Annotated in this window: 24 protein-coding genes; 16 read left to right on the top strand and 8 right to left on the bottom strand. The window is 58.1% G+C overall.

The window, feature by feature from the left end; translation table 11 throughout:
- Nucleotides 1–477: 477 nt before the first annotated feature.
- The 3 genes from LOM8899_RS22245 to xylF form a co-directional block, all read right to left on the bottom strand.
- Nucleotides 478–1,230: an ATP-binding cassette domain-containing protein gene (locus LOM8899_RS22245; protein ID WP_093994432.1), complete on the bottom strand. Its 753-nt coding sequence runs from the start codon at nt 1,228–1,230 to the stop codon at nt 478–480.
- Nucleotides 1,230–2,495 (bottom strand): sugar ABC transporter permease, encoded by a 1,266-nt coding sequence (locus tag LOM8899_RS22240; RefSeq protein WP_093994431.1) that lies wholly within the window; start codon nt 2,493–2,495, stop codon nt 1,230–1,232. The genes LOM8899_RS22245 and LOM8899_RS22240 overlap by 1 nt, the downstream gene beginning before the upstream one ends.
- A gap of 94 nt (nt 2,496–2,589) precedes the next feature.
- On the bottom strand, nt 2,590–3,621 hold the full coding sequence (gene xylF, locus LOM8899_RS22235; RefSeq protein ID WP_093994430.1) for a D-xylose ABC transporter substrate-binding protein: 1,032 nt from the start codon (nt 3,619–3,621) through the stop codon (nt 2,590–2,592).
- A gap of 210 nt (nt 3,622–3,831) precedes the next feature.
- On the opposite strand from xylF, the gene LOM8899_RS22230 reads away from it, so the two are divergent.
- Complete coding sequence (locus LOM8899_RS22230) at nt 3,832–5,418, top strand: CRTAC1 family protein (protein ID WP_093994429.1); 1,587 nt, start codon at nt 3,832–3,834, stop codon at nt 5,416–5,418.
- Between the two features lie 21 nt (nt 5,419–5,439).
- Here LOM8899_RS22230 and xylA read toward each other — a convergent pair whose 3' ends face one another.
- A complete protein-coding gene (xylA, locus tag LOM8899_RS22225; protein ID WP_093994435.1) occupies nt 5,440–6,747 on the bottom strand; it encodes a xylose isomerase in 1,308 nt (435 codons plus the stop codon).
- Between the two features lie 134 nt (nt 6,748–6,881).
- On the opposite strand from xylA, the gene LOM8899_RS22220 reads away from it, so the two are divergent.
- Nucleotides 6,882–8,108, top strand: a complete 1,227-nt coding sequence (locus LOM8899_RS22220) for an ROK family transcriptional regulator (RefSeq protein ID WP_093994428.1) — start codon at nt 6,882–6,884, stop codon at nt 8,106–8,108.
- A gap of 166 nt (nt 8,109–8,274) precedes the next feature.
- On the opposite strand, the gene LOM8899_RS22215 is transcribed toward LOM8899_RS22220, so the two are convergent.
- Entirely contained in the window at nt 8,275–9,180 is a 906-nt protein-coding gene (locus LOM8899_RS22215) for a mechanosensitive ion channel family protein (RefSeq protein ID WP_093994427.1), read from the bottom strand.
- A gap of 138 nt (nt 9,181–9,318) precedes the next feature.
- On the opposite strand from LOM8899_RS22215, the gene LOM8899_RS22210 reads away from it, so the two are divergent.
- Nucleotides 9,319–10,182, top strand: a complete 864-nt coding sequence (locus LOM8899_RS22210) for a formate/nitrite transporter family protein (protein WP_168770639.1) — start codon at nt 9,319–9,321, stop codon at nt 10,180–10,182.
- Between the two features lie 153 nt (nt 10,183–10,335).
- Nucleotides 10,336–10,833 (top strand): Dps family protein, encoded by a 498-nt coding sequence (locus LOM8899_RS22205; RefSeq protein WP_093994426.1) that lies wholly within the window; start codon nt 10,336–10,338, stop codon nt 10,831–10,833.
- Between the two features lie 73 nt (nt 10,834–10,906).
- Here the strand turns inward: LOM8899_RS22205 and LOM8899_RS22200 are convergent, their stop codons facing one another.
- A complete protein-coding gene (locus LOM8899_RS22200; protein ID WP_093994425.1) occupies nt 10,907–11,710 on the bottom strand; it encodes a response regulator in 804 nt (267 codons plus the stop codon).
- A gap of 108 nt (nt 11,711–11,818) precedes the next feature.
- Between LOM8899_RS22200 and LOM8899_RS23530 the strand changes: the two genes are divergently transcribed.
- The 7 genes from LOM8899_RS23530 to LOM8899_RS22170 all read left to right on the top strand — a co-directional run bounded on the left by LOM8899_RS23530 (nt 11,819) and on the right by LOM8899_RS22170 (nt 16,212).
- The gene (locus tag LOM8899_RS23530; protein ID WP_168770638.1) at nt 11,819–11,992 is read left to right on the top strand and encodes a NepR family anti-sigma factor; all 174 of its coding nucleotides are present in this window, start codon (nt 11,819–11,821) and stop codon (nt 11,990–11,992) included.
- Nucleotides 11,989–12,549, top strand: coding sequence for an RNA polymerase sigma factor (locus tag LOM8899_RS22195; protein ID WP_093994424.1), 561 nt, complete (start codon nt 11,989–11,991; stop codon nt 12,547–12,549). The genes LOM8899_RS23530 and LOM8899_RS22195 overlap by 4 nt, the downstream gene beginning before the upstream one ends.
- Complete coding sequence (locus tag LOM8899_RS22190; RefSeq protein ID WP_093994423.1) at nt 12,546–14,258, top strand: sensor histidine kinase; 1,713 nt, start codon at nt 12,546–12,548, stop codon at nt 14,256–14,258. The genes LOM8899_RS22195 and LOM8899_RS22190 overlap by 4 nt, the downstream gene beginning before the upstream one ends.
- Before the next feature lie 112 nt (nt 14,259–14,370).
- The gene (locus LOM8899_RS22185; protein ID WP_093994422.1) at nt 14,371–14,571 is read left to right on the top strand and encodes a CsbD family protein; all 201 of its coding nucleotides are present in this window, start codon (nt 14,371–14,373) and stop codon (nt 14,569–14,571) included.
- On the top strand, nt 14,550–15,299 hold the full coding sequence (locus LOM8899_RS22180; RefSeq protein ID WP_168770637.1) for an exopolysaccharide biosynthesis protein: 750 nt from the start codon (nt 14,550–14,552) through the stop codon (nt 15,297–15,299). Before LOM8899_RS22185 ends, LOM8899_RS22180 begins: the two co-directional genes overlap by 22 nt.
- Before the next feature lie 237 nt (nt 15,300–15,536).
- A complete protein-coding gene (locus tag LOM8899_RS22175) occupies nt 15,537–15,869 on the top strand; it encodes an ElaB/YgaM/YqjD family protein (protein WP_093994420.1) in 333 nt (110 codons plus the stop codon).
- A gap of 13 nt (nt 15,870–15,882) precedes the next feature.
- Nucleotides 15,883–16,212 carry a phage holin family protein gene (locus tag LOM8899_RS22170; RefSeq protein ID WP_168770636.1) on the top strand — a complete coding sequence of 110 codons (330 nt, stop codon included), beginning with the start codon at nt 15,883–15,885 and terminating at the stop codon, nt 16,210–16,212.
- A gap of 83 nt (nt 16,213–16,295) precedes the next feature.
- On the opposite strand, the gene LOM8899_RS23525 is transcribed toward LOM8899_RS22170, so the two are convergent.
- Entirely contained in the window at nt 16,296–16,463 is a 168-nt protein-coding gene (locus LOM8899_RS23525) for a hypothetical protein (protein WP_168770635.1), read from the bottom strand.
- Between the two features lie 102 nt (nt 16,464–16,565).
- Here LOM8899_RS23525 and LOM8899_RS22165 point away from each other — a divergent pair, with 102 nt between their 5' ends.
- From LOM8899_RS22165 to LOM8899_RS23295, 5 genes are all read left to right on the top strand, one after another.
- The gene (locus LOM8899_RS22165; protein ID WP_093994418.1) at nt 16,566–17,258 is read left to right on the top strand and encodes a PRC-barrel domain-containing protein; all 693 of its coding nucleotides are present in this window, start codon (nt 16,566–16,568) and stop codon (nt 17,256–17,258) included.
- 488 nt (nt 17,259–17,746) lie between these two features.
- Nucleotides 17,747–18,532 carry a hypothetical protein gene (locus tag LOM8899_RS22160; protein WP_245820718.1) on the top strand — a complete coding sequence of 262 codons (786 nt, stop codon included), beginning with the start codon at nt 17,747–17,749 and terminating at the stop codon, nt 18,530–18,532.
- A gap of 41 nt (nt 18,533–18,573) precedes the next feature.
- The gene (locus tag LOM8899_RS22155; protein WP_168770634.1) at nt 18,574–19,002 is read left to right on the top strand and encodes a plasmid mobilization protein; all 429 of its coding nucleotides are present in this window, start codon (nt 18,574–18,576) and stop codon (nt 19,000–19,002) included.
- Nucleotides 18,996–20,549, top strand: a complete 1,554-nt coding sequence (locus LOM8899_RS22150; protein ID WP_093994416.1) for a relaxase family protein — start codon at nt 18,996–18,998, stop codon at nt 20,547–20,549. The genes LOM8899_RS22155 and LOM8899_RS22150 overlap by 7 nt, the downstream gene beginning before the upstream one ends.
- Before the next feature lie 457 nt (nt 20,550–21,006).
- Nucleotides 21,007–22,854, top strand: coding sequence for a hypothetical protein (locus LOM8899_RS23295; RefSeq protein WP_133065094.1), 1,848 nt, complete (start codon nt 21,007–21,009; stop codon nt 22,852–22,854).
- Nucleotides 22,855–22,978: 124 nt separating this feature from the next.
- Here LOM8899_RS23295 and LOM8899_RS22145 read toward each other — a convergent pair.
- Nucleotides 22,979–23,490, bottom strand: a 512-nt coding sequence (locus LOM8899_RS22145; RefSeq protein WP_133065093.1) for a restriction endonuclease, incomplete at its 5' end; no start/stop codon positions are given.

Genomic DNA, 23,490 nt, shown 5'->3' with positions numbered 1-23,490 from the left:
CCGTAACAACCCGAACCGTTTCCGCTCCGTGCCGCCCGTCTGGCGCCCCGTTGGTGCATCTCTGCGCCGCCGGTGAGGGGGGTTCTACGGTTACTCGCACACACCCGCAACCCCTTTTTTCAAGAAAGAGCCCAAAATCTGCATTGCCCTGCCGATCAAGTCCCTCAATTCCATTTAATTCACTGTTTTTCATACATATTTTTCTCCTAAATCTTGCGCTGACTTATCCCGAGGGGATGCATTTATTGGTCTCTGGGGGCCCTCTGAACCAGCTTCCCCATCGTAAAGCAGACAACAATTTGCAGCTCTTTCGGCCTCACGGCCGCAAATCACCCAGTATTTCGCATAGGAATCGATTCCAGTCGCCCAACACACGACTCGCGACGACCGAATCCACGTCGTTTCAAAGAAAAGGGGCGCCGGCAGGTTGTTCCCTGCCAGCGCCCCTCCCCTACCCTCATCGGGTCTTGTGTCGGATCATGCCATTTCGCGCTTTGGGTTCTTGCCGAGGATGATCATCGAAAGGATGTCGTCTTCAGTGACATCCTCGACCCGTTCGGTGCCAACCAATTGGCCGTTCTTCATCACCGACACCCGATCACACAGCTCCATCATCTCGCGCGTGTCGTGGCTGATCAGGAAGATCCCCAAGCCTTGCGCTTTGAGCTCCTTGATCAGATCGGCTACCATTGCCGTCTCATGGACACCCAAAGCTGCCGTCGGTTCGTCCATGATCAGGATGCGGGCGTTGAAGTAGACGGCCCGCGCGATGGCCACGGATTGACGCTGTCCACCCGACAATGACCTCACCGGTTCGGAGAACCGCTGAAAGTTGGGATTGAGCCGCGCCATGATCTTGCGCGATTCCGCTTCCATAGCTGTATCGTCTACAAGGCCGAACCGGGTGACGATCTCGCGCCCCAGAAACAGGTTCGAGGCCGCATCGAGATTGTCGGACAAGGCGAGGGTCTGATAGATCGTCTCGATATTGAGATCGCGCGCGTCGCGCGGGCTGTTGATCTCGACCTTCTTGCCATCGACGTAGATCTCGCCGCTGTCCTTCTTGTAGGCGCCCGACAGGATCTTGATAAGGGTCGATTTGCCGGCACCGTTGTGGCCTAACAATCCCACGACCTCGCCAGGCATCACGTCAATGGACACGTCGTCGACCGCCTTGATCCCGCCAAAGTGGATGGAGATGTTGCGCATTTCTAGAAGTGGCGTGGTCATTATGCGTCTCCCGTTTTGCGACGATATAGGATGTCGACCCAGACCGCGACGATCAGAACCCCGCCGACGATCATGTTCTGCAATGGCGAGTCGACGCCAACCATGCCCATGCCGGACACGAGCGCCTGCATGATGAAGGCACCGAGGATGGCGCCATAGATCGTCCCGACACCGCCAGCCAAGGCGGTGCCGCCGATGACGGCCGCCGCAATGACACGCAACTCGTCAAGCTCGCCCAGCGACGAGCCAGCCGATCCCAAGCGTGCCGATGCGATCACGGCCGCGATTGCGGTCAGCGCCCCCATCAGGGCAAAGACCTTGACGGTCAGCAATCGTGTATTGATGCCCGACAGCTCCGCCGCATCCGGGTTGCCACCCATTGCAAAGACATAGCGACCGAACCGGGTTTTCCGGGCGATGACCGTCATCGCGATCGCCACGGCCAGAACGATCAGCACCGAGATCGGGAAACCGTAGGCTTCCGTATAACCTTCGGGCATTTCCAGCCCTTCGGCTGCAAAGCGCCGCTCGAGAATGCGGGTCGGCACCATGTAGGCATTCATGATCGCGGTGATGCCGCAGATCGCGCCGACGAGGATTGCGCCTAGCAGATACTCTGCCCAAAGCGGCTTCACGGCGAAATCATGGCTGATGTATTTCCGGCGATTGTTGGCCAGCCCGTAAATCGTCAAAGCAGACCCAACGAGCGCAAGTATCCAACTGGCCGTCACCCCGATCGTCCCTGTCGCTCCGCCGAGCATGACGAAGGACGGATCGAGCGGGGAAATCGTCGTGCCCCGAGACACCCACCATGCGCCACCGCGCCAGATCAGCAGACCACCAAGCGTAACGATAAAGGAGGGGATCGCGAGGTATCCAATCAGCCAGCCTTGAAACCCGCCGATCGCGGCCCCGAGCGCCAAGCCGATAGCAACCGTGATAATCCAGATCATCGGGCTGCCGAATCCAAAGATTTCGGGCAGCACCTGAACCTGAACGACGCCCATGAGCATCCCGATGATGCCCAACAAAGAGCCGATGGACAGATCGATGTTCCGGGTCACGATGACGAAGACCATGCCGGTCGCCATGACGGCCACCGATGCCGTCTGCAATGTCAGGGTAAACAGATTTCGCGGGGTCAGAAACGTTCCACCGGTCGCGATATGGAATACGAGTGCGATCAGGACGAAGGCCCCGATCATGCCGAGCAGTCGCGTGTCGAGCTGCAATGTCTTGATAATATTTCCCAGTCCGTTGGACATAGGTTCCCTCCCTTGGCCCCGGCTCTGGGCCATCCAAAATCAAATAGCCCCACCCGCCGGAAAGCGGATGGGGCTATAGACTTTCACATTCAGATCACTCGCAGACGGCCAGACCGGTCACACCTTGGCACAGAACGTCTTTCGCGATCCAACCCGCATCCAGCACAAGGTTCAGGCGATCTTGTGTGATCGGCTGCGGTGCCAGGAGCATGGAGTTCACGTCGACGCCGCCGGGCGAGGTGAACGTGGCCGAGCCTTCGATGTCGGACATTGCGGTGCCGCTGGCCAGTGCCACGGCGATTTCGCCAGCATTGCGGCCCAGTTCACGGCTGTCTTTCCAGACAGACACGGTCTGGGTGCCCAGAGCCACACGGTTCAGAGCGGCGTGGTCGCCGTCCTGTCCGGAGACCGGGATACCGTCCATGCCCTGTGCGGCCAGCGCAGCAACAACACCGCCGGCCATGCCGTCGTTGGAGGCCACAACAGCGTCGACCTCGTTGTTGTTCTGGGTCAGGATTTGCTCCATGTTGCGCTGTGCGTTCGCAGGCTGCCAACCGTCGGTGTAGGTTTCACCCACGATGGTGATCGCGCCAGAGTCGATGGCTGCTTGCAGGATTTCTTGCTGGCCGCCGCGCAGGAAGTCGGAGTTCGGGTCTGTCGGCGACCCTTTGATCATGACGTAGTTGCCTTCAGGGGCCAACTCGAGCACCGCTGCGGCCTGCATCCGACCGACTTCGACGTTGTCGAAGGTCAGATAGAAGGCACGAGGGTCTTCGATCAGGCGGTCATATCCGATGACGGGAATGCCAGCTGCTTCGGCGGCATCCAGTGCCGGGCCGATCGCCGATCCGTCCTGCGCCAAGATGATCAGAGCGTCGACGCCCTGAGTGATCAGGCTTTCGACGTCGGCCAGCTGCTTGGTTGCCGAGGACTGCGCGTCGGCGGAAAGATAGCTCGCACCGGCGGCCTCAAGCGCGCCGAGAATAGCCGCTTCGTCGGTCTTCCAGCGCTCTTCCTGGAAATCGGACCAGCTCACACCGACGGTCATCCCGTGACCGTCCGCAAGTGCAGCCGTGCCAAATCCAGCCGCTGCCACAACCGCGGCAGCAATAGTTGTCGTCTTCATAGAAATTCCTCCCAGAATTATCACGGCTCAAAGAACCATGTTGACGTTTGCCGTCATGCCCAAAAACATGTCGGGCGCGGTCCTCATTGTCAATTACTTTTGGGAATGGTTCCCACAGAACAATTCGTTGCATAAATTTATGTTTTTGCTATCTTTTTGGGCGGTCGGCACGTCGAGAGCTGCCCTAATTTCGAGCAGTGAGGGCCACCGATGAGCAATCTGGATCGCGCGCGTCAGAACCGCAGAGCATTGAAACGCAAAAGGAATGACGAACTGGCCTTCGGCGCGTGTATTCTGGCGGCCGCCATCGCGCCGCATGCGCTCGCCGCTCAGCCGACGTTCCTCGATCGCGCCCAAGAGCTGCCGTTCCAACATGATTATGATGGAGGCTGGGAGCATTTCGTCGGCGGCGGCGTTGCACTCTTCGATTGCAACGGCGACGATTTCCTCGACCTGTTCGCAGCGGGAGGTTCAAACCCGGCGAGCCTCTTCGTCAACAGCTCGGAGCGTGGCGGCCCGATCAGCTATTCACTGGCAGATGCCCCTCCCCTTGTCGGCGCCACAGGCGCCTATCCCATCGACATCAATGGCGACGACCTGCTCGACCTGTTCGTCTTGCGCAACGGACCGAATGCTGTGCTTCTCGGTCGAGGGGACTGCAGCTTTGACGACGCCACGGATGCGCTCGGAATTCGCCCCGGCAATGCCTGGACGACCGCTTTCGCGGCGACGTGGGAACCCGACCAGGACCGCCCGACTCTTGCAATCGGCAACTATGTCGATGCATCCGATCCGAACGGGCCGTTCGGCACCTGCGACACCAATTGGCTGCTACGGCCGGACGGCGAGCGCTACGCCGAGCCGATTGCCCTTGAGCCGGGATATTGCCCACTATCGATGCTCATCTCGGACTGGCGCAGGGATGGTGAGCCGCTTTTGCGCATATCAAACGATCGCCAGTATTACGTCCGAGACGGCTATGAACAGATGTGGTCGCTCGATCCTTTGCGTGAATGGCCGACCGATGACGGCTGGGACAAGATGCAGTTGTGGGGCATGGGCATCGCCAGCGCCGATTTGACGGGCGACGGCAAGCCGGAGGTGATGCTGACCTCGATGGGCGACCAGATGCTTATGACAAACACGGGGCAAGGATTTGCGGTTGTGCCCTTCACGACCGGAACCTTTGCGCAGCGGCCACATACAGGCGACGACGGACGGCCTTCGACCGGCTGGCACGCGGAATTCGGGGATATCGACAACGACGGACTGGCCGATCTCTTCATTGCCAAGGGAAATGTCGATCAGATGCCTACAATGGCGATCCACGACCCGAACAACCTGCTGATGCAACAGCCTGACGGCACATTCATCGAGCGTGCCTCCGAGGCGGGAGTGGCGACAACGGAGAGATCCCGTGGTGGTGGGCTGGTTGACCTCAACAACGACGGCTTGCTCGATATTGTCGTGGTGAATCGTCGAGCGCCGTTGGAAGTCTGGCAGAACGCGACCATCGACGCTGGAAACTGGCTTCACGTCAACTTGCGGCAGGCGACAGGCAATACGCGCGCTATCGGTGCAATAATTGAACTGCGCACCGGCACCGGGCTGCAAACCAGAGAGCTGACCATTGGCGGTGGCCACGCCAGCGGGAGTCTGGGGCCGATACATTTCGGGCTGGCGGACGCCGAACAGGCGGAGCTGAGAGTGGTCTGGCCAGACGGTGTCGCCACGGACTGGAACATCGTCGAGGCCAATCAGACAGTCACAATCATGCGCGAGGCGGGCGCCAACTAGGCCCCCGCCCCGACAGCTCTATCAGACGAAGCGGTTGACGTAGTTCTCGAGGATTTCCTGACGACCGGATTTCGGCGCGGGATTGATACCCTCACTCAAGACTTTCGCCTGAATGCTTGCCAAATCGCTGTTCAGCAAATCCTTCGCACTCGACGTTTTCCAGCCGGAATACCGCTCTTTCAGTGCATCCTCGAGCCCACCGTCTTCCAACATCGCAGCCGCCGCCTTGAGGCCCCGCGCACAGATATCCATGCCGCCGACATGACCGGCGATCAGATCCTCGGCATCGAGAGACTGGCGACGCAGCTTGGCGTCGAAGTTGGTTCCGCCAAGGCCCAGACCACCGGCCTTGAGTATGTGGTAATACGCCACGGCCACCTCGGGTACGTTGTTCGGGAACTGGTCGGTATCCCAACCGGATTGGTAGTCGTTCCGGTTCATGTCGATCGAACCGAGCATTCCTTCCGCCGCGGCGACCGCGATTTCATGTTCGAACGAATGGCCGGCAAGGATCGCGTGGCCCTGCTCGAGGTTCAGTTTGACCTCGCCTTCCAGGCCGTATTTGCGAAGGAAGCCGATGCATGTGGCCGCGTCGTAGTCATATTGGTGCTTTGACGGCTCCTGCGGCTTGGGTTCGACCAAGATCGCGCCCTTGAAGCCGATCTTGTGCTTGTAATCCACCACCATCGACAGGAACCGGCCCATATGGTCGAGCTCTTGACCGAGATCGGTATTGAGCAGCGTCTCGTAACCCTCTCGCCCCCCCCAGAGGACGTAATTCTGTCCGCCCAATTTGTGGGTCGCGTCGAGGCAGCCTTTGACGGTTGCGGCGGCAAAGGCAAAGACGTCCGGATCGGGATTGGTGGAGGCGCCCGACATCCAGCGCCGATGGCTGAACATGTTGGCCGTGCCCCAGAGGAGCTTGGTCTTGCTGGTCTCCATCATTTGCCCGAGATAGTCGGTGATCTCTTCGAGCGTCGCCAGATTGTCGGCGAAGTTGCCCTGCTCGGGACGCAGGTCTGCGTCATGCCAGCAAAAGAACGGGACGTTCAGGATATCGAACATCTCGAATGCCACATCGGCCTTGATCCGCGCGCGCCCCATGTCGTCTTGCGGATACCACGGGCGCTCGAAGGTTTGCCCGCCGAACGGGTCTCCCCCTTCCCATGCAAAGCTGTGCCAGTAGGCCACGGCAAAGCGAAGGTGGTCCTCCATACGCTTGCCCATCACCACCTCGTCAGGATTGTAGTGGCGATAAGCCAATGGGTTCGAGCTTTCCGGGCCCTCGTAGGTGACCTTGGAAATCCCGTCGAAAAAGCCGGTAGACATGGTGAGCACCCTCCGTTTCGCAGGGTCCTCCCCCCGCGGATTGCTGTCAGGGTCGTGGTATTTCAATTTACTTTAGGTGTCAAAATAAATATACCGTCTGTATGGACGCTCGACCAAACGGACAGGCATTTCCAATGAGTATCGATCCAGACAGGCGCGTTGCGGGAACGGACAGAGCACTAGTCGCGCCCCGCGACACCATTCGCCTGCAGGTGTTGGATTGCATCCGCCAAACCGGTGAAATTGCACGGACCGACATTGCAACACGTGTCGGTGTCAGCCCCGCGACGGTTACGGCGATCACGGTCGAACTGCTGGGCGCAGGGTTGATCGAGCCGGTCCCCACGGACGCCTTCCAAGTAGGGGCAAAGCGCGGACGTCCCCGAGAAGCGCTGCGATTGAAGGCCAACGCCAAACTCATCGCTGGAATGAAAGTCGGCTGGGAGGCCATCACCGTTCTCCTGTCAGACTTCTGCGGCAACGTGTTGGGATCGATCCACTATCCCATAGCGCGAAAGCGCCTCAGCGCACCTGACCTGGCGGATTTGATCATCGCCGCCAAGACAGAGGCGTGTGCCCAGCTGGGCATGAGCGTGGACGACGTATCCGTTATGAGCATTGGGTTGGCCGGCCATATAGACGGCGCTTCAGGACATGTGCATTGGTCCTCGGCCATGACCGAGCGAAATGTCGACTTCTGCGAGTTGCTGTCAACGCGCGCGACCTGCCCCGTGTTCATCGAGAACGACGCCAACCTCGTTGCCAAGGCCGAGCACCTGTTCGGTGAGGGGCGCAATTGCGACGACTTCATCGTCATCACGCTGGAGCATGGGATTGGCATGGGCATCATGATCGACGGCGCCCTCTACCGTGGCGCGCGTGGCTGCGGCGCTGAGTTCGGCCACACCAAAGTGACCCTCGACGGAGCATTGTGCCAATGCGGACAGCATGGATGTCTTGAGGCCTATGCCGGGGAATATGCACTACTGGACGGCGCCAACATGGGCGGCAATGGCCCTTACCCCAATCTAACCGCGCTCACCGCCGCCGCAGATCGCGGCGATCAGGCCGCCGGATATATTCTCGACCGCGCCGGACGGTTCTTTGCGATGGCTCTCGCCAATCTGATCAACGTGTTCGATCCGGAGCTCTTGATTTTGGCGATCAAGGACTCCGGGCCCCATCCACTGTGTCAGTCGTCCGTATTGGACCGGGTGAACGATATGGTCATTCAAGTGGATGCGCCGCCGCCACGCATCATCGTGCACGGCTGGGGCGACCTGATCTGGGCAAAGGGTGCGGCCGCAGCAGGCATCGAAAAAGTCTCTGAACTGGCTGTGCGACAGTTGGGTGCCACCTAGCCAGCATTCTGCGCCGTATCGGAACGGATCGGCGCATTGACGCACATCTGTTTGACCAACAGGACGATCCAGCAGGAACGACGGTTTAATCTATGCCCCAGAGCCTGAGATGCCGGTGGGCGTCGGCAATCACCGTCGCCCCGCAAATCCACTCTGGCTCAGACGATCATGCAGCGTCGTCCGGTTTGGAATTTGCATAGACCAAGGTGCGGGTCGGGAACGGGATGTCGATGTCAGCCGCGTCGAGCGCTTCCTTTACCTTCCGCTTCATGTCGGCCTGATATTGGAAATAGTCACTGGACGCACACCAGACCCTGACAAGGAAGTCGACACTGCTGCTCCCGAGGTCGTTGACCTGAATGAACGGCTCCGGATCGGTATGTGACCGTGGATCGCTGAGAATGGCCTCGCGGATGACGGTCTCCGCTTCGGCGAGGTTCACGCCATAGCCGACGCCGAACGTCCATTCGGCGCGTCTGGTTTCGTAGGCCGAGTAATTCTTGATCGTGTTACCCCAAACCTCCGAGTTCGGGACCACGACCTTGACGTTCCCGAGATCGGCGACTTCGGTATAGTTCAGCGTGATGTCCTTCACCGTTCCCACGACATCGTTGATCTCGACGAAATCACCGAGCTTGAGCGGCCGGAACAGGATGATCATGACCCCTGCGGCTACGTTCGACAGCGTGCCTTGCAGAGCCAGACCGATTGCAAGACCGGCCGCACCGATCACGGCGATGATCGACGTCGTCTGGATGCCGAAGGTGTTCAGAACGAACAGGGCCGTGAATGCGAGAATGACATATCGCAGGATGTTGCCGAGGAAGGTGAAGAGCGTATTGTCGAGGCTTGCGTGACGCTGGCCGAGATTGCGCACGCGGCGGCCGAGCATGCCCGCGATGATAAACCCGAGAACGACGATAAAGACGGCCGAAAGAACGCTTCCCGCCAAGCTGACGAGGGCCTCGAAGGTCAGGTAATCGGCGAGCGATTTGCCGTTGTATATGTTGGTGTTGAAAAGGTTGGAGATCCAGCCGGTGGCCGTATCGGTGATCGTCTCGGTTTCGTCCATAAGTGATCGTCTCGCATTGACTGTGCAAAGGGTCAAAACGCCCCTAACGGCACCGCGGTTCCGTTGCAGTGAGAATTTGTTGAACCAAACATCGTGGTCTGGCGTTCACTTTGGTCCGCATAACACGAGGTGAAGCGCATGGCAGTGGCAAAAGACGACGATAAAACCGGTAAAGAAGTCGAAGGCGTCGTCATGCAGGAAAAGGGCGAGGAGGAATCGGTCGAGCGTGCAGCGAAACTTGCGCCGAAACTGATTTACGAAGTCATCCGCCGGGACGGCGAAGAAGAGCTCCAACGCACCAACCGCGCACTGGTCTGGTCCGGCATCGCTGCGGGAATCATGATCAGCTTCTCTGTCGTGGGAGAGGCGATCCTGCGCACTTACCTCCCCGAGGCGCCGCTCAGCTACTTGATCGAGAACATGGGGTATTCCCTCGGATTTCTAGTCGTGATCCTAGGCCGGATGCAGTTGTTTACGGAAAACACGATCACCACCGTTCTTCCGGTGATCCATGCGCCGACATGGGGGTTGGTGGCCAAGGTGGCTCGCCTGTGGGGGATCGTCCTTTTTGCCAACGTCGTCGGCGCGTTTGCGGTGGCCTCGCTATTTGCCTTCACGGCCGCCCTGCCCGACGAGATCAGACCCGCAATGATGGAGCTCTCGCAACATGCGACCGGCTTCTCGACGTCAGATGCCTTCTTTCGCGCGATACCCGCCGGAGTGCTGGTCGCCGCCATCGTCTGGATGTTGCCACAGGCGGAAAGCGCCGCATTCTTCGTGATCGGCGCACTGACGTGGCTCATCGCAGCTGGCGATTTTTCCCATATCGTAGCGGGGTCTGTCGAAATGGCCTATCTCATGGTCCAGGGCGAACTGGCGGTCGGCGACGGGATCATGCGGTTCTTCCTGCCGGTTCTGGCGGGCAACATCGTGGGTGGCACTGCGATTTTCTCACTTATGGCTTACGGCCAAGTCAAGGATGACATCGGCAAGCAGCGGTAATCGATACGGGGTCGCCCCCCCCTTCCGCGCCGAACATTTGTGCCAGGCAAACCATTTGGGGCGGACCTCCGAGCCCCGGCGGGGCCGTCCGATCGAGGAACATCCATTCGTTTCAGACGTTGTGGATGCAGATTATGACCAAAGGAGGAAACCATGACTGACGCCCTCAAAGTCGTTGCCCGAACGGATGATGTGAACTCCGGAGTGAGAGACGTCGAGCCGATCGCCGCGGGGCTCGCGGACGTGCTGGCCGATACCTACTGCCTGCTCTTCAAGACCCATTCCTACCATTGGAATGTCGAAGGGCCGCTGTTCTACGCGATCCACAATCTGACCGAAGAACAATACGAAGATATGTTCAAGGCCGCCGACGAACTGGCGGAAAGGATCAGGGCATTGGGTCAATTTGCTCCGATGTCGATGAGTGAGATCGTCAAGCGCTCGGTCATCGAAGATACGCCAACAACGCCGAGCGCAGGTGACATGTGTCGCTATCTGGCCGCCGACCATGAGCGACTGGCCCATCGCCTTCACGCACTGATCGACGTCGCGGGCGAGCTCAAGGATCCGGTGACCGGGGATCTGGCCACCCAAAGGTCGGCCTTCCACGAGAAAGCCGCTTGGATGCTGAGGGCTCTGGTCAAGACCTGACCAAGCTCCACGCTTGAAAAAGGCCCCGCAACACTGAGTTGCGGGGCCATTTTGCTGTCTATTGGACCAGCCGTCAGGCTTTCAAGGTCTCCGTGGAAGAGAAGAACATCGCCTGGCTCACCGCGGACCGAACCTGCGCTTCAGTATAGGGCTTGGAGATCAGGAACGCGGGTTCCGGCCGCTCGCCGGTCAACAAGCGCTCCGGGAACGCTGTGATGAAGATGACGGGGCGGTTTCCGAATTTGCCGAGGATGTCATTGACGGCATCGATGCCCGAGGAATTATCGGCCAATTGGATATCTGCCAGAATGAGATCCGGCACTTCCGTCGCCGCGAGATCGACGGCGCTTGAGCGGGTTCTGGCGACCCCGGTGACCAGATGGCCCATATCGGCGACGACACTTTCCAGATCCATCGCGATGATGGCTTCGTCTTCGATGATCAGGACACGGCCCGAAACCGCGTCTTCCATTTCGCGGCGGGCGACTTCGACCAGATGCTCTGCTTCGCTATGCTCGATCTGCATGATTTCTGCGACGGCCGAGATGTCGAATTCTTCGATGGTGTTCAGCAACAGGGCCTCCCGCGTGTTCGCGGTGAGCTTCGACAGGTGCTTTTGGGCCGCCCCCATCAAACCGGTCTCGCCTTCCTTGATCATGGCTCCGGCGCTGTTCCAGACAGTGTGAAACACCTTGTAAAGCCCGACCTTCACGGAAGACGCCTCTTCGGCCATCGAACGGTCCAGCAAAACGGCTTCGAGGGCGGCGGCGGCGTAACTATCACCAGAGGTTTGGTCCCCGGTAAGCGCGCGCCCATACCGGCGCAGGAACGGAAGCGCCGCGCTCACTGCGGTGGTGAAATCTGGAGAATTCGTCATTATTCGACATCCCTTGCGTTTTTTATGGAACCAAACGCGCTGATCATCGTTTAGTTCCCGTGGACACCACATTTTTCGGTTCGGAACTAAAAAAGGTCAGGCAAGACTATGGCGCAAGACAACAAGAGTCCAAGGGGTTCGGACACGATCGACGCGAATCTCAAGCGCGTCTATCAAGACGTGCTCGATGAGGAGGTGCCAGATCGGTTTCTTGCCCTACTGGACCAACTCAAGGCTCAAGACGCGGCGAAATCCGACCCGAACAGCGATTCATCCCAATGAGCACATCAAATCCCAGAGACGAACTGCCAGATCATCTGCCGGCACTGCGGGCGTTCGCCATGTCGCTGACACGCAACAGCGCCACCGCCGACGACATGGTTCAGGACACGCTCGTCAAAGCCTGGACCAACATCGAGAAATTTCAAGTGGGCACGAACCTGCGCGCTTGGTTGTTCACAATTCTGCGGAACACCTACTACTCCAATCGCCGAAAAGCATCGCGCGAAGTGGCCGATGTGGACGGAGTGTTCACGGAAAGCCTGTCGCAGAAACCGGACCATGACGGACGGCTTCAGATGAAGGACTTTCAGGTCGCTTTCGCCAAGTTGCCGGATGAGCAGCGCGAGGCGCTGATCCTCGTCGGCGCATCGGGCTTTGCCTATGACGAAGCCGCCGAAATGTGCGGCGTGGCTGTCGGAACCATCAAGAGCCGCGTCAATCGAGGACGGGCACGGCTCACCGAGCTGATGCATCTCAACGACGACGAGGGCATGGAGCTGACAGACACAGCCACCATGGCGGTTGTCACAGGGCGCGTGAACGGCGCTCCGCGATGACGCAGAAGGTGGCGCTGCATCGGCGGCTCACAGCGCGTGTTTTGGTCTTCCTGACACTGGCAATGGTCCCCTTGGGGGTCATTGGCGTCCATCAGAACCACCGATTGAATTCCGAAGTCGAAAGAGCGTCAGAACTCTCCCTTCTGGCGCTGACCGAACGGGCCGCTTCTGGCGAGCGGCAGGTGATTCAACGCGCCTTCGGGACGGCCCAGTCGCTGAGTCAGATCATCGACTGGGTGTTGGAAGAACCGGGACGATGCACCAGCTATCTCAATCGCCTGAAGGGGACCGACGAACGTTTTGCGTTCGTCGGTTTCATTGACACGACTGGCATTGTCGATTGCTCGACCGTTGGACAACGACTTGATTTTTCAGCCGATCCAGAGCTCGCCGAATTGATGGAGAACCCGCGCGAGAATATCGAAGTGAACATCGCGTCTCCGGGATTGGGGCAAAGCGTCATGGTTCTGAACTATCCCCGGTTCCAGTTCGGAACCTTCGAGGGATACGTCTCGATCTCCATCCCCTTGTCTGCCGTCGGTGAAAGCGAGGATTTCCTCGGCAACGCCGATCCGATCGAGCTGATGACATTCAATTCCAGAGGCGAGCTGCTGTCCGCCGAAAACGGTCGCGAGACCGCTCAACGCCTATTGCCGCTCGGGGCCAATCTGTTCAGCATGGCCCAAGGGCAAGCCCGCGCGTTCATTGCCGAAAGCGTCGAAGGCGAACAGCTCGCCTATACGGTCGTGCCGATCGTCCCCGATGTCGTCTATGCGCTGGGGGTCTGGCCTGTCGGCGGGATCGGCAGCAATTCTCCCTACACGCCTTACGTCAACGCGATCCTGCCGTTGATCATGTGGCTGGCGAGCCTACTGGTCGCTTGGTTCGCGATCGACCGCTTCGTCTTGCTCCGGATCAACAACCTCGTCCGAGCGATGCGGGATTTCAGTCAGAAGCGCACCCTGCCCTCCTCGCTCAACATGGCAAATGTCTCGTCGGAACTGGCCGACCTCGAGAAATCCTTTCTGAGTCTTGCCGAAGACGTCCTGCGTGACGAAGCGGAACAGGAGGACAGGCTCCGAGAGAAGTCGGTTCTGCTGAAGGAGGTGCATCACAGGGTGAAGAACAACCTGCAGATCATTTCGTCGATAATGAACATGCAGATCCGCAAGGCCAAGGCACCGGAAACGAAGGTCGCCTTGTCGCAGGTTCAGGACCGCATCATGGGCCTGTCGGGCGTTCACCGCACCCTGTATCAGGCCGAGAACCTCACGCAGGTGAATGCCGCCGCTCTCATCGAGCGGATCATCGAACAAAGCCAGGTCATCGGGAAGCGGGACGGCGCAACCGTCGACGTCGAGCTTAACCTCGAACCGATTGTCATCTTCCCGGATCAGGCCGTTCCACTGTCCATGCTGGTCTCCGAAGCGCTGACGAATGCGATGAAATATTTCGATGCGGCGAACCCGAAACTGAAGGTTTCCCTGACCCTCGGTGCCAACAAGATCGCGCACTTGGTCATCGAGAACAACGCCGGCCAGATACCGCAAGAGCCGGAAGACGACTCGACCGGGCTGGGCAAGCAGCTCATTCGTGCCTTCACCACGCAATTGAACGGACGGCTCGAAGCGTCGGACGATGGCGGGCGTTACCGCCTTGATCTTACGTTCGAAGTCGAAGCCTTCAAGGAGCAGGCCCAAGACTATTAGGGCCTGCAGATCGCGATCAGAAGGCCGTCCCAATTAGAAATAAGCCTTTCCTTGGAACCAATTCGGCAATTTCGCGTTGATTAGGTGAAGATTGACACGAAAGGAGAATCCAATGAACTGGGACCAAGTCGAAGGCAAATGGAAGCAACTCAAAGGCGAGGCAACAAGCCAATGGGGAAAATTGACCGACGATGACGTCGACAAAGCGGAAGGCAACCGTGAAAAGCTTGAAGGCATCCTTCAAGAGAAATACGGCAAGACCAAAGCCGAAATTCACGACGAAGTCGACCAGTGGATGAAGAAGATTTCCTAATCGAAATCGTCAGGCCAATTGGTAATTCGATAAAGCGGCCTGCACAGGGGGCGGTCATTTGGCCGCCCCTTTTTACATTTGAAGCGCAATATAAAACACCGGCAATCTCATCGACAACGGCTAAGGGAGGTGACACATTGCAGACAGATCAGCCCATCTCCGATGTCGTTCATGTCCTCGAAGAAAAGACCGACGAAGGCAATGCGCAGATCGGCGACGTGCTATCCGCATTCGGATCTGCCTCGTTCTCGTCGGTACTGCTCGCGGTCGCCGTCATGCTCGTCTCGCCCCTGAGCGGCGTGCCTCTGTTTTCCAGCGTATGCGGCATCACAATCTTTCTGGTTGCCTCGCAAGGTGCACTTGGCCGAAAACAGCTGTGGCTCCCGGAGCGTCTGCTCAAGGTCGGCATCGGGTCCAACAAGACCAAGAAAGCGTTCGAGAAGTTGATGCAGGCCGCCAAATGGCTTGACGAACGGACTGCGGCACGATTGCCGGCACTTGTCTCGCCTCCGGCGTCCAGAGTGTTGTTCGGCATCTGCGCGATATTTGGGACGTTGATGCCCCTGCTGGAACTCGTCCCATTGTCCTCAAGCCTCGTCGGTGCGGCCGTCAGCCTGATCGCAGCAGGTCTATTGGCGCGTGACGGTCTCATAGCCGCAATCGGGCTATTGATCCTGCCGATCTCGACAATCATTCCGATTGCCGCCTACTCCGCAATCGCTGGGTAGCCCCCCTATCCACCGTTAGGCCATTTAGTGCGCCTACGGAGCGTCACAAGCGCCCTGAATGCGGGTTTTACGCACGCATTGCGTCCGAACGGAGCCCCCTTCCAATCTGGTTCAATTTCTATCACCGGGCTAGATTGCAAAACCAATTGGCGCTCCAAATTGTGTATCAAAAAGCGGAACCAATTAGATCAGTCGCGCGTTTGCCAATGAAACCAGAAAAGACCAGGAGTTATTTCAATGGCACGCGCACAAACCACCAACGGCACAAGCTCCACCCCCGATATCGACGATTTGGCCAACCAGATCGCCACTTTGAAATCGGATCTCGCCGGCCTGACGGAGATGATGGCCGAGATGGGTCGGTCCAAGAAAAATCAGGCTCAGGAGCGCATCGAGGAAACGTTCTCCACGGCTCGCGCCGCCGGGGCCGAGAAGCTCGCTGAAGCTCGCACCAGAGCGACGCACATGTCCGATGACGTCGGCGATTTCATTCACCAGCAGCCTGCCACGGCGCTCGGCATCGCTGCCGGCCTAGGCTTCCTCGTCGGCATGATCGGGACGCGAAAGTAGGATGCTTCAATCCTTGAAATACGACATCGCCCAGGCCGGCCGCCGCGCCGCCTTGGGCGTTGGCGCACTTACGCTCATCATCGTTGGCTTGGGTTTTCTGACAACGGCCCTTTGGATGTATCTCTCGCTGATCAGCGAACCGATGTATGCCGCGCTCATCATTGGCGGCGGCTATTTCGGCTTGGGTTTGATCTTGCTGGCCGTGTCGACACACCGTTCCCCTCATTCCGCACCCCCGCACGCCCGTCCCGCTCCCCCGACGGAAAGCGTCGCGAATGCCCAGACACTCGTCGAGGCATTCATCAGCGGCATGAGTGCGGGTTCCAGAGCGAAACGCAAATGAACATGATCTGCCGAAATGCGCGTAAAGAAAAACGCCCTGCAAAAAATGCAGGGCGTTACCGCGTTTTCGTCCGCATGGATTAGTCACCTGTTATCTCGCCGCCCGTTTTTGTCATTCCGATCGTAAGTCGGCTTCGACGCATTATCGTCCTGCAACTCTTCGTCCGTATATTTCTTGGATGTAATTGCAAAGACAAAAGCGGCAACGAAAGTGACACCGAACAAGCCAGCGACAAGTGTATCGATTGTCATAAGTCAGTCCTTTCATTGCAGTTCACATAATCAACCGACGCCACATGAATTGGTTCCGGAACCAAATTGACGCACCAACCGTTGAGTTGCAGGAGGTACTGAATGCTTTACTCACTCGAAGACCTAACGCGCTATTCGGCCAAGATCGAAACTCACGACTTTCCGGTTCTGGAGATATTTCTCACCAAAACCGATCACCGCCTCGCCTATTTCATGATTGACATCGGTTCTTGGGCGGAGGCACAGGCTATTTTGATCTCAATCGATCTTGTCACCGATATCTCCGCGGACGACAGGTCCTTCAAAGTCGATGCGACCCTGAACGACGTTAATGGCGCCGACCAGTTGGTGATGAGTGACGGCCGCGGCGCCATCAATGGCAAACTCGCCAAATTGGATTTGGAAACAGCCAAAACCATTTCGGTGGACAACGATGCTGGCGATGAGGCCGATCAAAGCCGTGAGAACGGGGCGGCAAAGCTTCAGCGCTTCAACCGTTTTTCCAAGGCAGACATTCAGGGCACCGACGACACCCTTGGAACGTTCGAGGATTTTCTGATGTCGGCCGAGACCGGTCAGATCAGTCATCTCGTCGTCGATAACGGAAAGGTGCTGTCCGGCCGCCAGCTCGTCGTTCCGATTGAGAAGCTGACAGACGTCGATCTGGACGCCAGCAAGCTCATGCTCGGGATCACGACCTCGGAGCTCAACGACGCGCCGCAAGTCGAGACGTTGGACGTCCTGTCGAGGAATTGGATCGATTCAATCCGGACGTATTACCAACTCCCTCTCTGAAACGTGCGACGCTGGCATACATCAAGAGAGCTGAAAACCCTTATGCCAGCGTCGTCGGGAGCGTCAGGTTGGCCGCGGCGCTCCACTTCACATCACCGAACAGCTGGGTGGCTCTCGTAACGAAGCCCGAGGAGCTTTCCCTATCGCCCAACTTTGGTGTCTAGTAAGGCTCTCTTTTTCGCTTTATCCAGCGAAAGCGTTCATGGCCTTCCGGACGCCGGCAACTCTGCCGAAAATGATGCCAAATCATGAATTTAAATAGTACCCCGGGGGCGGAATCGAACCACCGACACGAGGATTTTCAAACCGAAGCTTATTGAAGGGGCTCAACCGGTTAGCTCCAGAAAATCTGTCAAACCCACGACAGCGCATCAAGCACTTAGCCGCGAATTGTCAAACCTTGGCCCTGAGGCCATCCGATGAGCTGGCGGGTGGCGAATGCGTGTGCGGAGCGGAAATTTGGGAGTGCGACGCGCAAGCAGATCATCATGTTTCTGGCGGACAAGGCCTCTGACGATGGCTCCGGCATCTGGTGTTCGAAAGGGACGATCCAGCGGCATACGGAGCTGGGTGAGACGACGGTCAAGCGGACGATCCGGGACTTCCTGAAGGAAGGCATCCTGGTCGAGACCGGCGCGCGAGGCTGCAAGAACGGGTTCACAGTTGTTTACCGGATCGATCTGGCCCAGATCGAGGCGCTCGAACTGACCGCAGAGCCCGATATCGAGACGGGGGCCACTGTGGACCCCGTCCAGACTGGACCCGGAATGGGGGCCACAGTGGCCGGGGTACCGGGGCCACCACGGCCCCCAAACCATCCTAAAACCATCCATAAACCTCCTACGCGCGAGCGCGTGGCGGTGGAGGATGAAGAGGCTGAGAAGATTCTGGACACCTATCCGCCCGACCGTTTGCGAGGAAAAGCAGAGTGTCTCGGGCGGATCAGGGACATCCTGGACGCCGGTACGGTGGCCGAAGACCTGTTGCAGGCAGTGAAGGCCTACGCCCGCGAGAGCGCGGGTTTCACCCGGTCGAAGGTCTGTTTCTCTGACAACTGGTTCAAGTCTAGGAGATGGCGCGCCTACGTCGAGGACATCGCCAAAAGCCGAGAAGAGACGAAGGCGAAGGAAGCCGAGATGCTCGCAGGCTTGGCGAATTGGGTGACGGATCGCCATCCGCTTTGCCGCCACATCACACCGGGCCAAGTCGATGCTCTGTTGGCCGCTGAACTCGTCACACAAGCCCAAATTCTGGCGGCGGGCCTCAGATCATGAGCACCACCGGACCGACCGAAGCGCAAACAGCAAGGCGACCCATGTCATACGCTGGCGCAGCTGACACGGGACCTTGCGAGGGGCGGCACGCCTCCCCTTCGAGCCCCACCGGCGCGGGCAAAGCCCGCACCAAAGAGCCGCTGACCGAGACCTTCGTCTTTCGGTGCACCGCGTCCGAGAAGGCCCAGTTGCGCGCCAAGGCCGAGGCCGCTGGCCTGCCCGCCTCGACGTTGCTGCGCGAGGCGCTCGGCTTAACCGAGGCGCGCCGACGCAAGCCCATCCCGCGCCTTGATCCGGCGCTGGTGCTGGCGGTCGGGCGCATTGGCGGCAACCTCAACCAGATCGCCCGTTGGCTGAACTACACCATGAAAGTCGGCCGCACCGACCTCGACACGCTGACCGTCGCGCGCCGCCTTGTCGTGATCGAACGCCAGCTTGCCGCGCTCCTCGATGAGGCGCGGCGGTGCTGATCAAGTTCTTCCCCAACGGCAAAGGCGCGGGCGCGGGGCCAGTCGGCTACCTCGTGGCAGAGCGCGTGCTGGCCTATGACGGCAACCGCGACCTGATCCGTGATGCGAACGGTCAGCCGGTCACAGTCATCCGCAATCCGCTGCCCGAGGTCCTGCGCGGCAATCCCGAGCGCACCGAAGCCCTGATCGACGCCAGCCGCCACCAGTGGACCTACCGCGCGGGCGTGATCAGCTTTGCGGACAGCGACGACCCGACCGAGGATCAGCAGGCCGAGGTCATGGACGGGTTCGAGCGGTTGGCCTTCGCGGGGCTGGACCCTGAGCAATATGAGGTGCTCTGGGTCCGCCATCGCCACGAAGGCCGGGTTGAGCTTCACTTCTGCACGCCGCGCTTGGAGCTGACGACGGGCAAGAGCCTCAACATCGCGCCTCCGGGCTACCAGGATGCCTATGACAGCCTGCGGGACGTCATGAACCAGCGCCATGGCTGGGCCGATCCGATGGACGTGGAGCGCGCCCAGGAAGTCCGCGACACCATCGAGGCCCCAACCCGCGCCCAGGGCCGGGACGAGCTGCACGCCTGGATACAGGACCAGATCGACATGGGGCTGATCACCGACCGCGCATCCATGATCGACGCGCTGACGGACGCAGGCTTCGACCTGCCGCGTACCGGCCAAGCCTACATCACCGCCCGCGATCCGGAAACGGACGAACGCTGGCGGCTGAAAGGAGAGATTTTCCATGAAGACTGGCAAGCCGACCCGGTTGAGCGAGAAGCTGAACGCGGAGCTCGACGAGATCAGGCAGGAACACGTCGCCTCGATCTCGTCCCAGCTCAAGAGCTTCAGGATCGATTTGAAGAACATTGTGGGTGCCGCGCAGCATACCATCGCGAGCGATACGCGCCGCTTTCAGATCGAGACGGCGAGCATGTTCGAGACGCGGCTGAGATCGATCCGCCTTTGGCTGACGATCTCGCCCTGGCTGATCGCGGCGATGTTGCTGACGGGGATCGCCTCGATGATGGCCGTGAGCTTCTTTTGGACGGTGCATCTGAGCCGCTCGGAACTGACGGAGATGGGCCTGACACGGATCGAACGGCCCGAGGGGACCTGGCTGATCCTGGACCCATCGAAGACGCGGCTCAGGACCTGCAAGATGGGCGAGAGACACGTCACCTGCATTCGGATCGAGGAGGATTAAATGACCCAACTGACAGCCTTGGAACGCGACTTGCTCGCCTGCGTCGAGCGGTTGGTGACGGCCTCAGAGGCCTCCGCGAAGGACTTGACCGCCTTGGAGACACGCTCGACCGGCAGGATCGAGAGGGAGCTGGCTGGCTTGAAAGACTGCGTGACCTTGCTCATTCGTTCACAGGCCGCATCCATGAAGGCCTTGAGCGGATTGCTGAACGACGAGGCGAGCTACAAGACGCTGGACGAGAGCTTGCAACAGAGCTTGACCTTAGCGAGGGCCGCCGCCGAGAGATTGAGGGACAGCTAGACAGTCAGGAAGCGCATGCGGAAAGGGGGTTGCGGCATTGAAAGCACGCCATTTCACGACTGGCTGGCTTCGGTCGGTCTACGATCGTAAGAAACTAGGAGGCTGCCGCTAAGAACCGCTCCTCGGCGGCCTCACGAGCCCTTGCCAAAAAGCCTTCATCAACATTTGTGCCGTTATCCCTAGCCTGCGACGCAATGTACTCGACGTAGGCCTCGATGGCATTAGTGTGCCGATCCTGCCCTGCAGCAGCTCTCTGCTTTTGCAAGTTCAGGAGTGGTTTGGACAACCTATTTGGCATGCTATGACCCGCGACCGTTGTTTTTGCTTCGTGTTTGCAGCTGCCGCCGCGTCACTATCTCAGTAACACATGACAACTTAGGCGTAAATATGGCGCTTACGCGACTGTTTCCAGTGCGCTGACGACCGCTTACCTCAACTTCGTTGACAAATTCTTCATTCACCGTTTACCTGCTCTTCCTTTTATATGGGGGCTTTAAGGTGAACGATCAATCAGTTGGCGCAGTAATTCGGTCTGTTCTCCCCAACGGCTCTCTGGATGGACTTCCCCCTGCACAGAATGGCTCGCGAGAAAATTGGACAAGCTGTCCTCTTTTCCCGACAGATGTGTTTGCTGCGGCCGGTTATCTTCTGAAATTGGGTGGTGCAATTGCGTTCTTTGAGCCTTCCCCATATGTCTCAAAGGATAAGTTGGGCCGCGGTCACTTTGTGCTTTCACAAAGTGAAAGGAAGGCCGCCGATGAGGCCGGTGTTCTGTGGCGAGATGCAGAAAAAAATCCAAGTGGCCACCCGCCGTCAGTTGTCCAGAGCCTTTGGAAAAAGCTGATCTCGGATTGGGATCAATCGGTGACTCCTGGCTCATACCTCGAAGACGACACCTCTGCAGAACCCTGGTGGAAAACTGCGCTAACGTTAACCGTAATTGCCGATATGGCCTGCAACCGAATACTGCGCGATGAGGTTGGCGAATTTGTAAAGAGCCCATTCGAAAGCTGGATCCAGGATTGGTATTTGACACCTTTCAGAGTTAGCTCAAATGGCGAGGTCGATGGATCATCGGAGGAAGATATCGAGGGGCCACAGCCTCCTGCCTCTTTAACGCTTTTGGCAGATCGCGCCGTCGTTTGCGTGTTACCGAAAGTCCGTGTGTCGCCTGTTGGCGCTACTCTGCGGAACTTGTCACGCAATCTCAGCCTTCTTCCTGGGCGCGGTGAGGTAAGGTGTTCATGGTTCGATTTGCCCCAGGAACAGCCTGAAGAAGACTCTGAAACACAAGATATTCTGCTGATACCAGAACCTTCAGAGATCGATGCCAACTCCTTTAGACCTGCATTAGATAACGAGGACGAACCAGGACAACTCCACTATTGGAAAAGGGACTGGGACTACTTCGATATCGAACAAACTTGGATTTCGAGCCTAGAAAAGCGCCAAAGTTTTATTGGACATTGCCGTGCTCTTATGAGCTCAGCCAAGAAGCAAACGCGACGCGTAAATGGCGTTGTTCTTCCCGAGTATGCGCTCGACTATGCGCTTTTTGAAGATTTGTGCCAAGCTCTTAAGCGTCTAGAGCCCGAGTTGGAGTTTGTGATTTCCGGCAGCAGCGATAATTGCCGCGAAGCAGAGGGCAAGACGCCCGAACCAGGAAATCACGTGCTGACCAAAGTTTGGTACGGTGACGAGAAAGAGGGTCTCTATCGTACGGTAAGTAGGCGAAAACACCACCGCTGGCGCATGGATCGATCCCAAGTTGAAACATACGCTCTTTCCACAGCCTTGAATCCAAAGATCAAATACTGGTGGGAGAATTGCCCGCTCGGCAGGAGAGCTGTGCATTTCCATCGCTTTCGGAAACGTTCAGTTTTCTCTGTCCTGATTTGTGAAGAGCTGGCAAGATCAGATCCTTGCCACGAGATTCTACGATCCGTTGCTCCGAACTTGATCTTTGCTCTTCTCCTAGACGGGCCGCAAATCAAGAGTAGATGGCCTGCCCAGTACGCTTCAAACTTGGCCGACGATCCTGGTAGCTCGGTTTTGACCATGACATCCTATGGGCTGATCAATCGCTCCAACGAGTTGGGAAAGTATGATCCCTGCAGGGCGTTCGCAATGTGGAAGGACAAAACTGGGAAAATTGTCGAGATAGATATGCCCAAAGGTAAAGGTCCTCGCGGTATTCTTCTTTCCCTTTGGTCTGAGCACGTATCAGACAGAACTATTGCCGGCAAAAACAACCTTGCTCGAAGCTGGCGGTATAGTAGCCATTTTCCGATTTATCCCAGTGCCGAGGAGGCTTTGGCGAACGCGAACAAGTCAAGCGCAAACTAGTGCCCTCCGATTTCGACATCTTGACAAGAAGCTTCTCTTTCAACCTCGAGAGAACTCGAATTTCCGAACACCATTTTTTTATGCTGGTACCGACCCACACCATTATCCGAAGCAAAAAATTGGCCTAAATGCCACCGAACCATTCAGGATTGATGCTGACCCGCTCAATCATCTCGGTTGTGACTCCGAGCCGGTTTTCCTTCAACAACTCACAGAGCCGGTCGCCGTCGATGAGATCAATCGCAATCGCTCCGTCGCGCGTGGCTTCGTCCGAAGCTTGGCTGGTAAAGTGGCCAGTAGTGATGAACAGCCCTTTGTCTGCACGGCCCTGCAAAGCCCCCCGGAAGTCCCGGATTTCCTTGGAGCCGACACTGCCCTTCCAACGCTTGCACTGAAAATAGACCTGAAACGAAACAAGATTGACGCGCAGCACTCCGACACCGTCGATCCCGCCATCGCCGGACTTCCCACGCACCTCGACCTTTGTGAAGCCGGCTTCGCGCAGAAGGTGGAGTAGCCCCCTGAAAGTGGTCCACCAACTGGGATAGATTTGTCCCGCAAATTGGAGGATCAGCGATGGCTGGAAAACGAGAAAAGCCCGAAGAGATCGTATCGAAGCTTCGGCAGGTTGAAGTT

The organism is Flavimaricola marinus (genome assembly GCF_900184895.1).
GTDB classification, from domain to species: Bacteria; Pseudomonadota; Alphaproteobacteria; order Rhodobacterales; family Rhodobacteraceae; genus Flavimaricola; species Flavimaricola marinus.
This window is presented reverse-complemented; position numbering and strand designations above follow the sequence as displayed.

Excerpts from the sequence above, each read along its gene's own strand:
- LOM8899_RS22245 (WP_093994432.1), bottom strand. The coding sequence starts at position 1,230 with ATGACCACGCCACTTCTAGAAATGCGCAACATCTCCATCCACTTTGGC.
- LOM8899_RS22240 (WP_093994431.1), bottom strand. The coding sequence starts at position 2,495 with ATGTCCAACGGACTGGGAAATATTATCAAGACATTGCAGCTCGACACG.
- xylF (WP_093994430.1), bottom strand. The coding sequence starts at position 3,621 with ATGAAGACGACAACTATTGCTGCCGCGGTTGTGGCAGCGGCTGGATTT.
- LOM8899_RS22230 (WP_093994429.1), top strand. The coding sequence starts at position 3,832 with ATGAGCAATCTGGATCGCGCGCGTCAGAACCGCAGAGCATTGAAACGC.
- xylA (WP_093994435.1), bottom strand. The coding sequence starts at position 6,747 with ATGTCTACCGGCTTTTTCGACGGGATTTCCAAGGTCACCTACGAGGGC.
- LOM8899_RS22220 (WP_093994428.1), top strand. The coding sequence starts at position 6,882 with ATGAGTATCGATCCAGACAGGCGCGTTGCGGGAACGGACAGAGCACTA.
- LOM8899_RS22215 (WP_093994427.1), bottom strand. The coding sequence starts at position 9,180 with ATGGACGAAACCGAGACGATCACCGATACGGCCACCGGCTGGATCTCC.
- LOM8899_RS22210 (WP_168770639.1), top strand. The coding sequence starts at position 9,319 with ATGGCAGTGGCAAAAGACGACGATAAAACCGGTAAAGAAGTCGAAGGC.
- LOM8899_RS22205 (WP_093994426.1), top strand. The coding sequence starts at position 10,336 with ATGACTGACGCCCTCAAAGTCGTTGCCCGAACGGATGATGTGAACTCC.
- LOM8899_RS22200 (WP_093994425.1), bottom strand. The coding sequence starts at position 11,710 with ATGACGAATTCTCCAGATTTCACCACCGCAGTGAGCGCGGCGCTTCCG.
- LOM8899_RS23530 (WP_168770638.1), top strand. The coding sequence starts at position 11,819 with ATGGCGCAAGACAACAAGAGTCCAAGGGGTTCGGACACGATCGACGCG.
- LOM8899_RS22195 (WP_093994424.1), top strand. The coding sequence starts at position 11,989 with ATGAGCACATCAAATCCCAGAGACGAACTGCCAGATCATCTGCCGGCA.
- LOM8899_RS22190 (WP_093994423.1), top strand. The coding sequence starts at position 12,546 with ATGACGCAGAAGGTGGCGCTGCATCGGCGGCTCACAGCGCGTGTTTTG.
- LOM8899_RS22185 (WP_093994422.1), top strand. The coding sequence starts at position 14,371 with ATGAACTGGGACCAAGTCGAAGGCAAATGGAAGCAACTCAAAGGCGAG.
- LOM8899_RS22175 (WP_093994420.1), top strand. The coding sequence starts at position 15,537 with ATGGCACGCGCACAAACCACCAACGGCACAAGCTCCACCCCCGATATC.
- LOM8899_RS23525 (WP_168770635.1), bottom strand. The coding sequence starts at position 16,463 with ATGACAATCGATACACTTGTCGCTGGCTTGTTCGGTGTCACTTTCGTT.
- LOM8899_RS22165 (WP_093994418.1), top strand. The coding sequence starts at position 16,566 with ATGCTTTACTCACTCGAAGACCTAACGCGCTATTCGGCCAAGATCGAA.
- LOM8899_RS22160 (WP_245820718.1), top strand. The coding sequence starts at position 17,747 with ATGTTTCTGGCGGACAAGGCCTCTGACGATGGCTCCGGCATCTGGTGT.
- LOM8899_RS22155 (WP_168770634.1), top strand. The coding sequence starts at position 18,574 with ATGTCATACGCTGGCGCAGCTGACACGGGACCTTGCGAGGGGCGGCAC.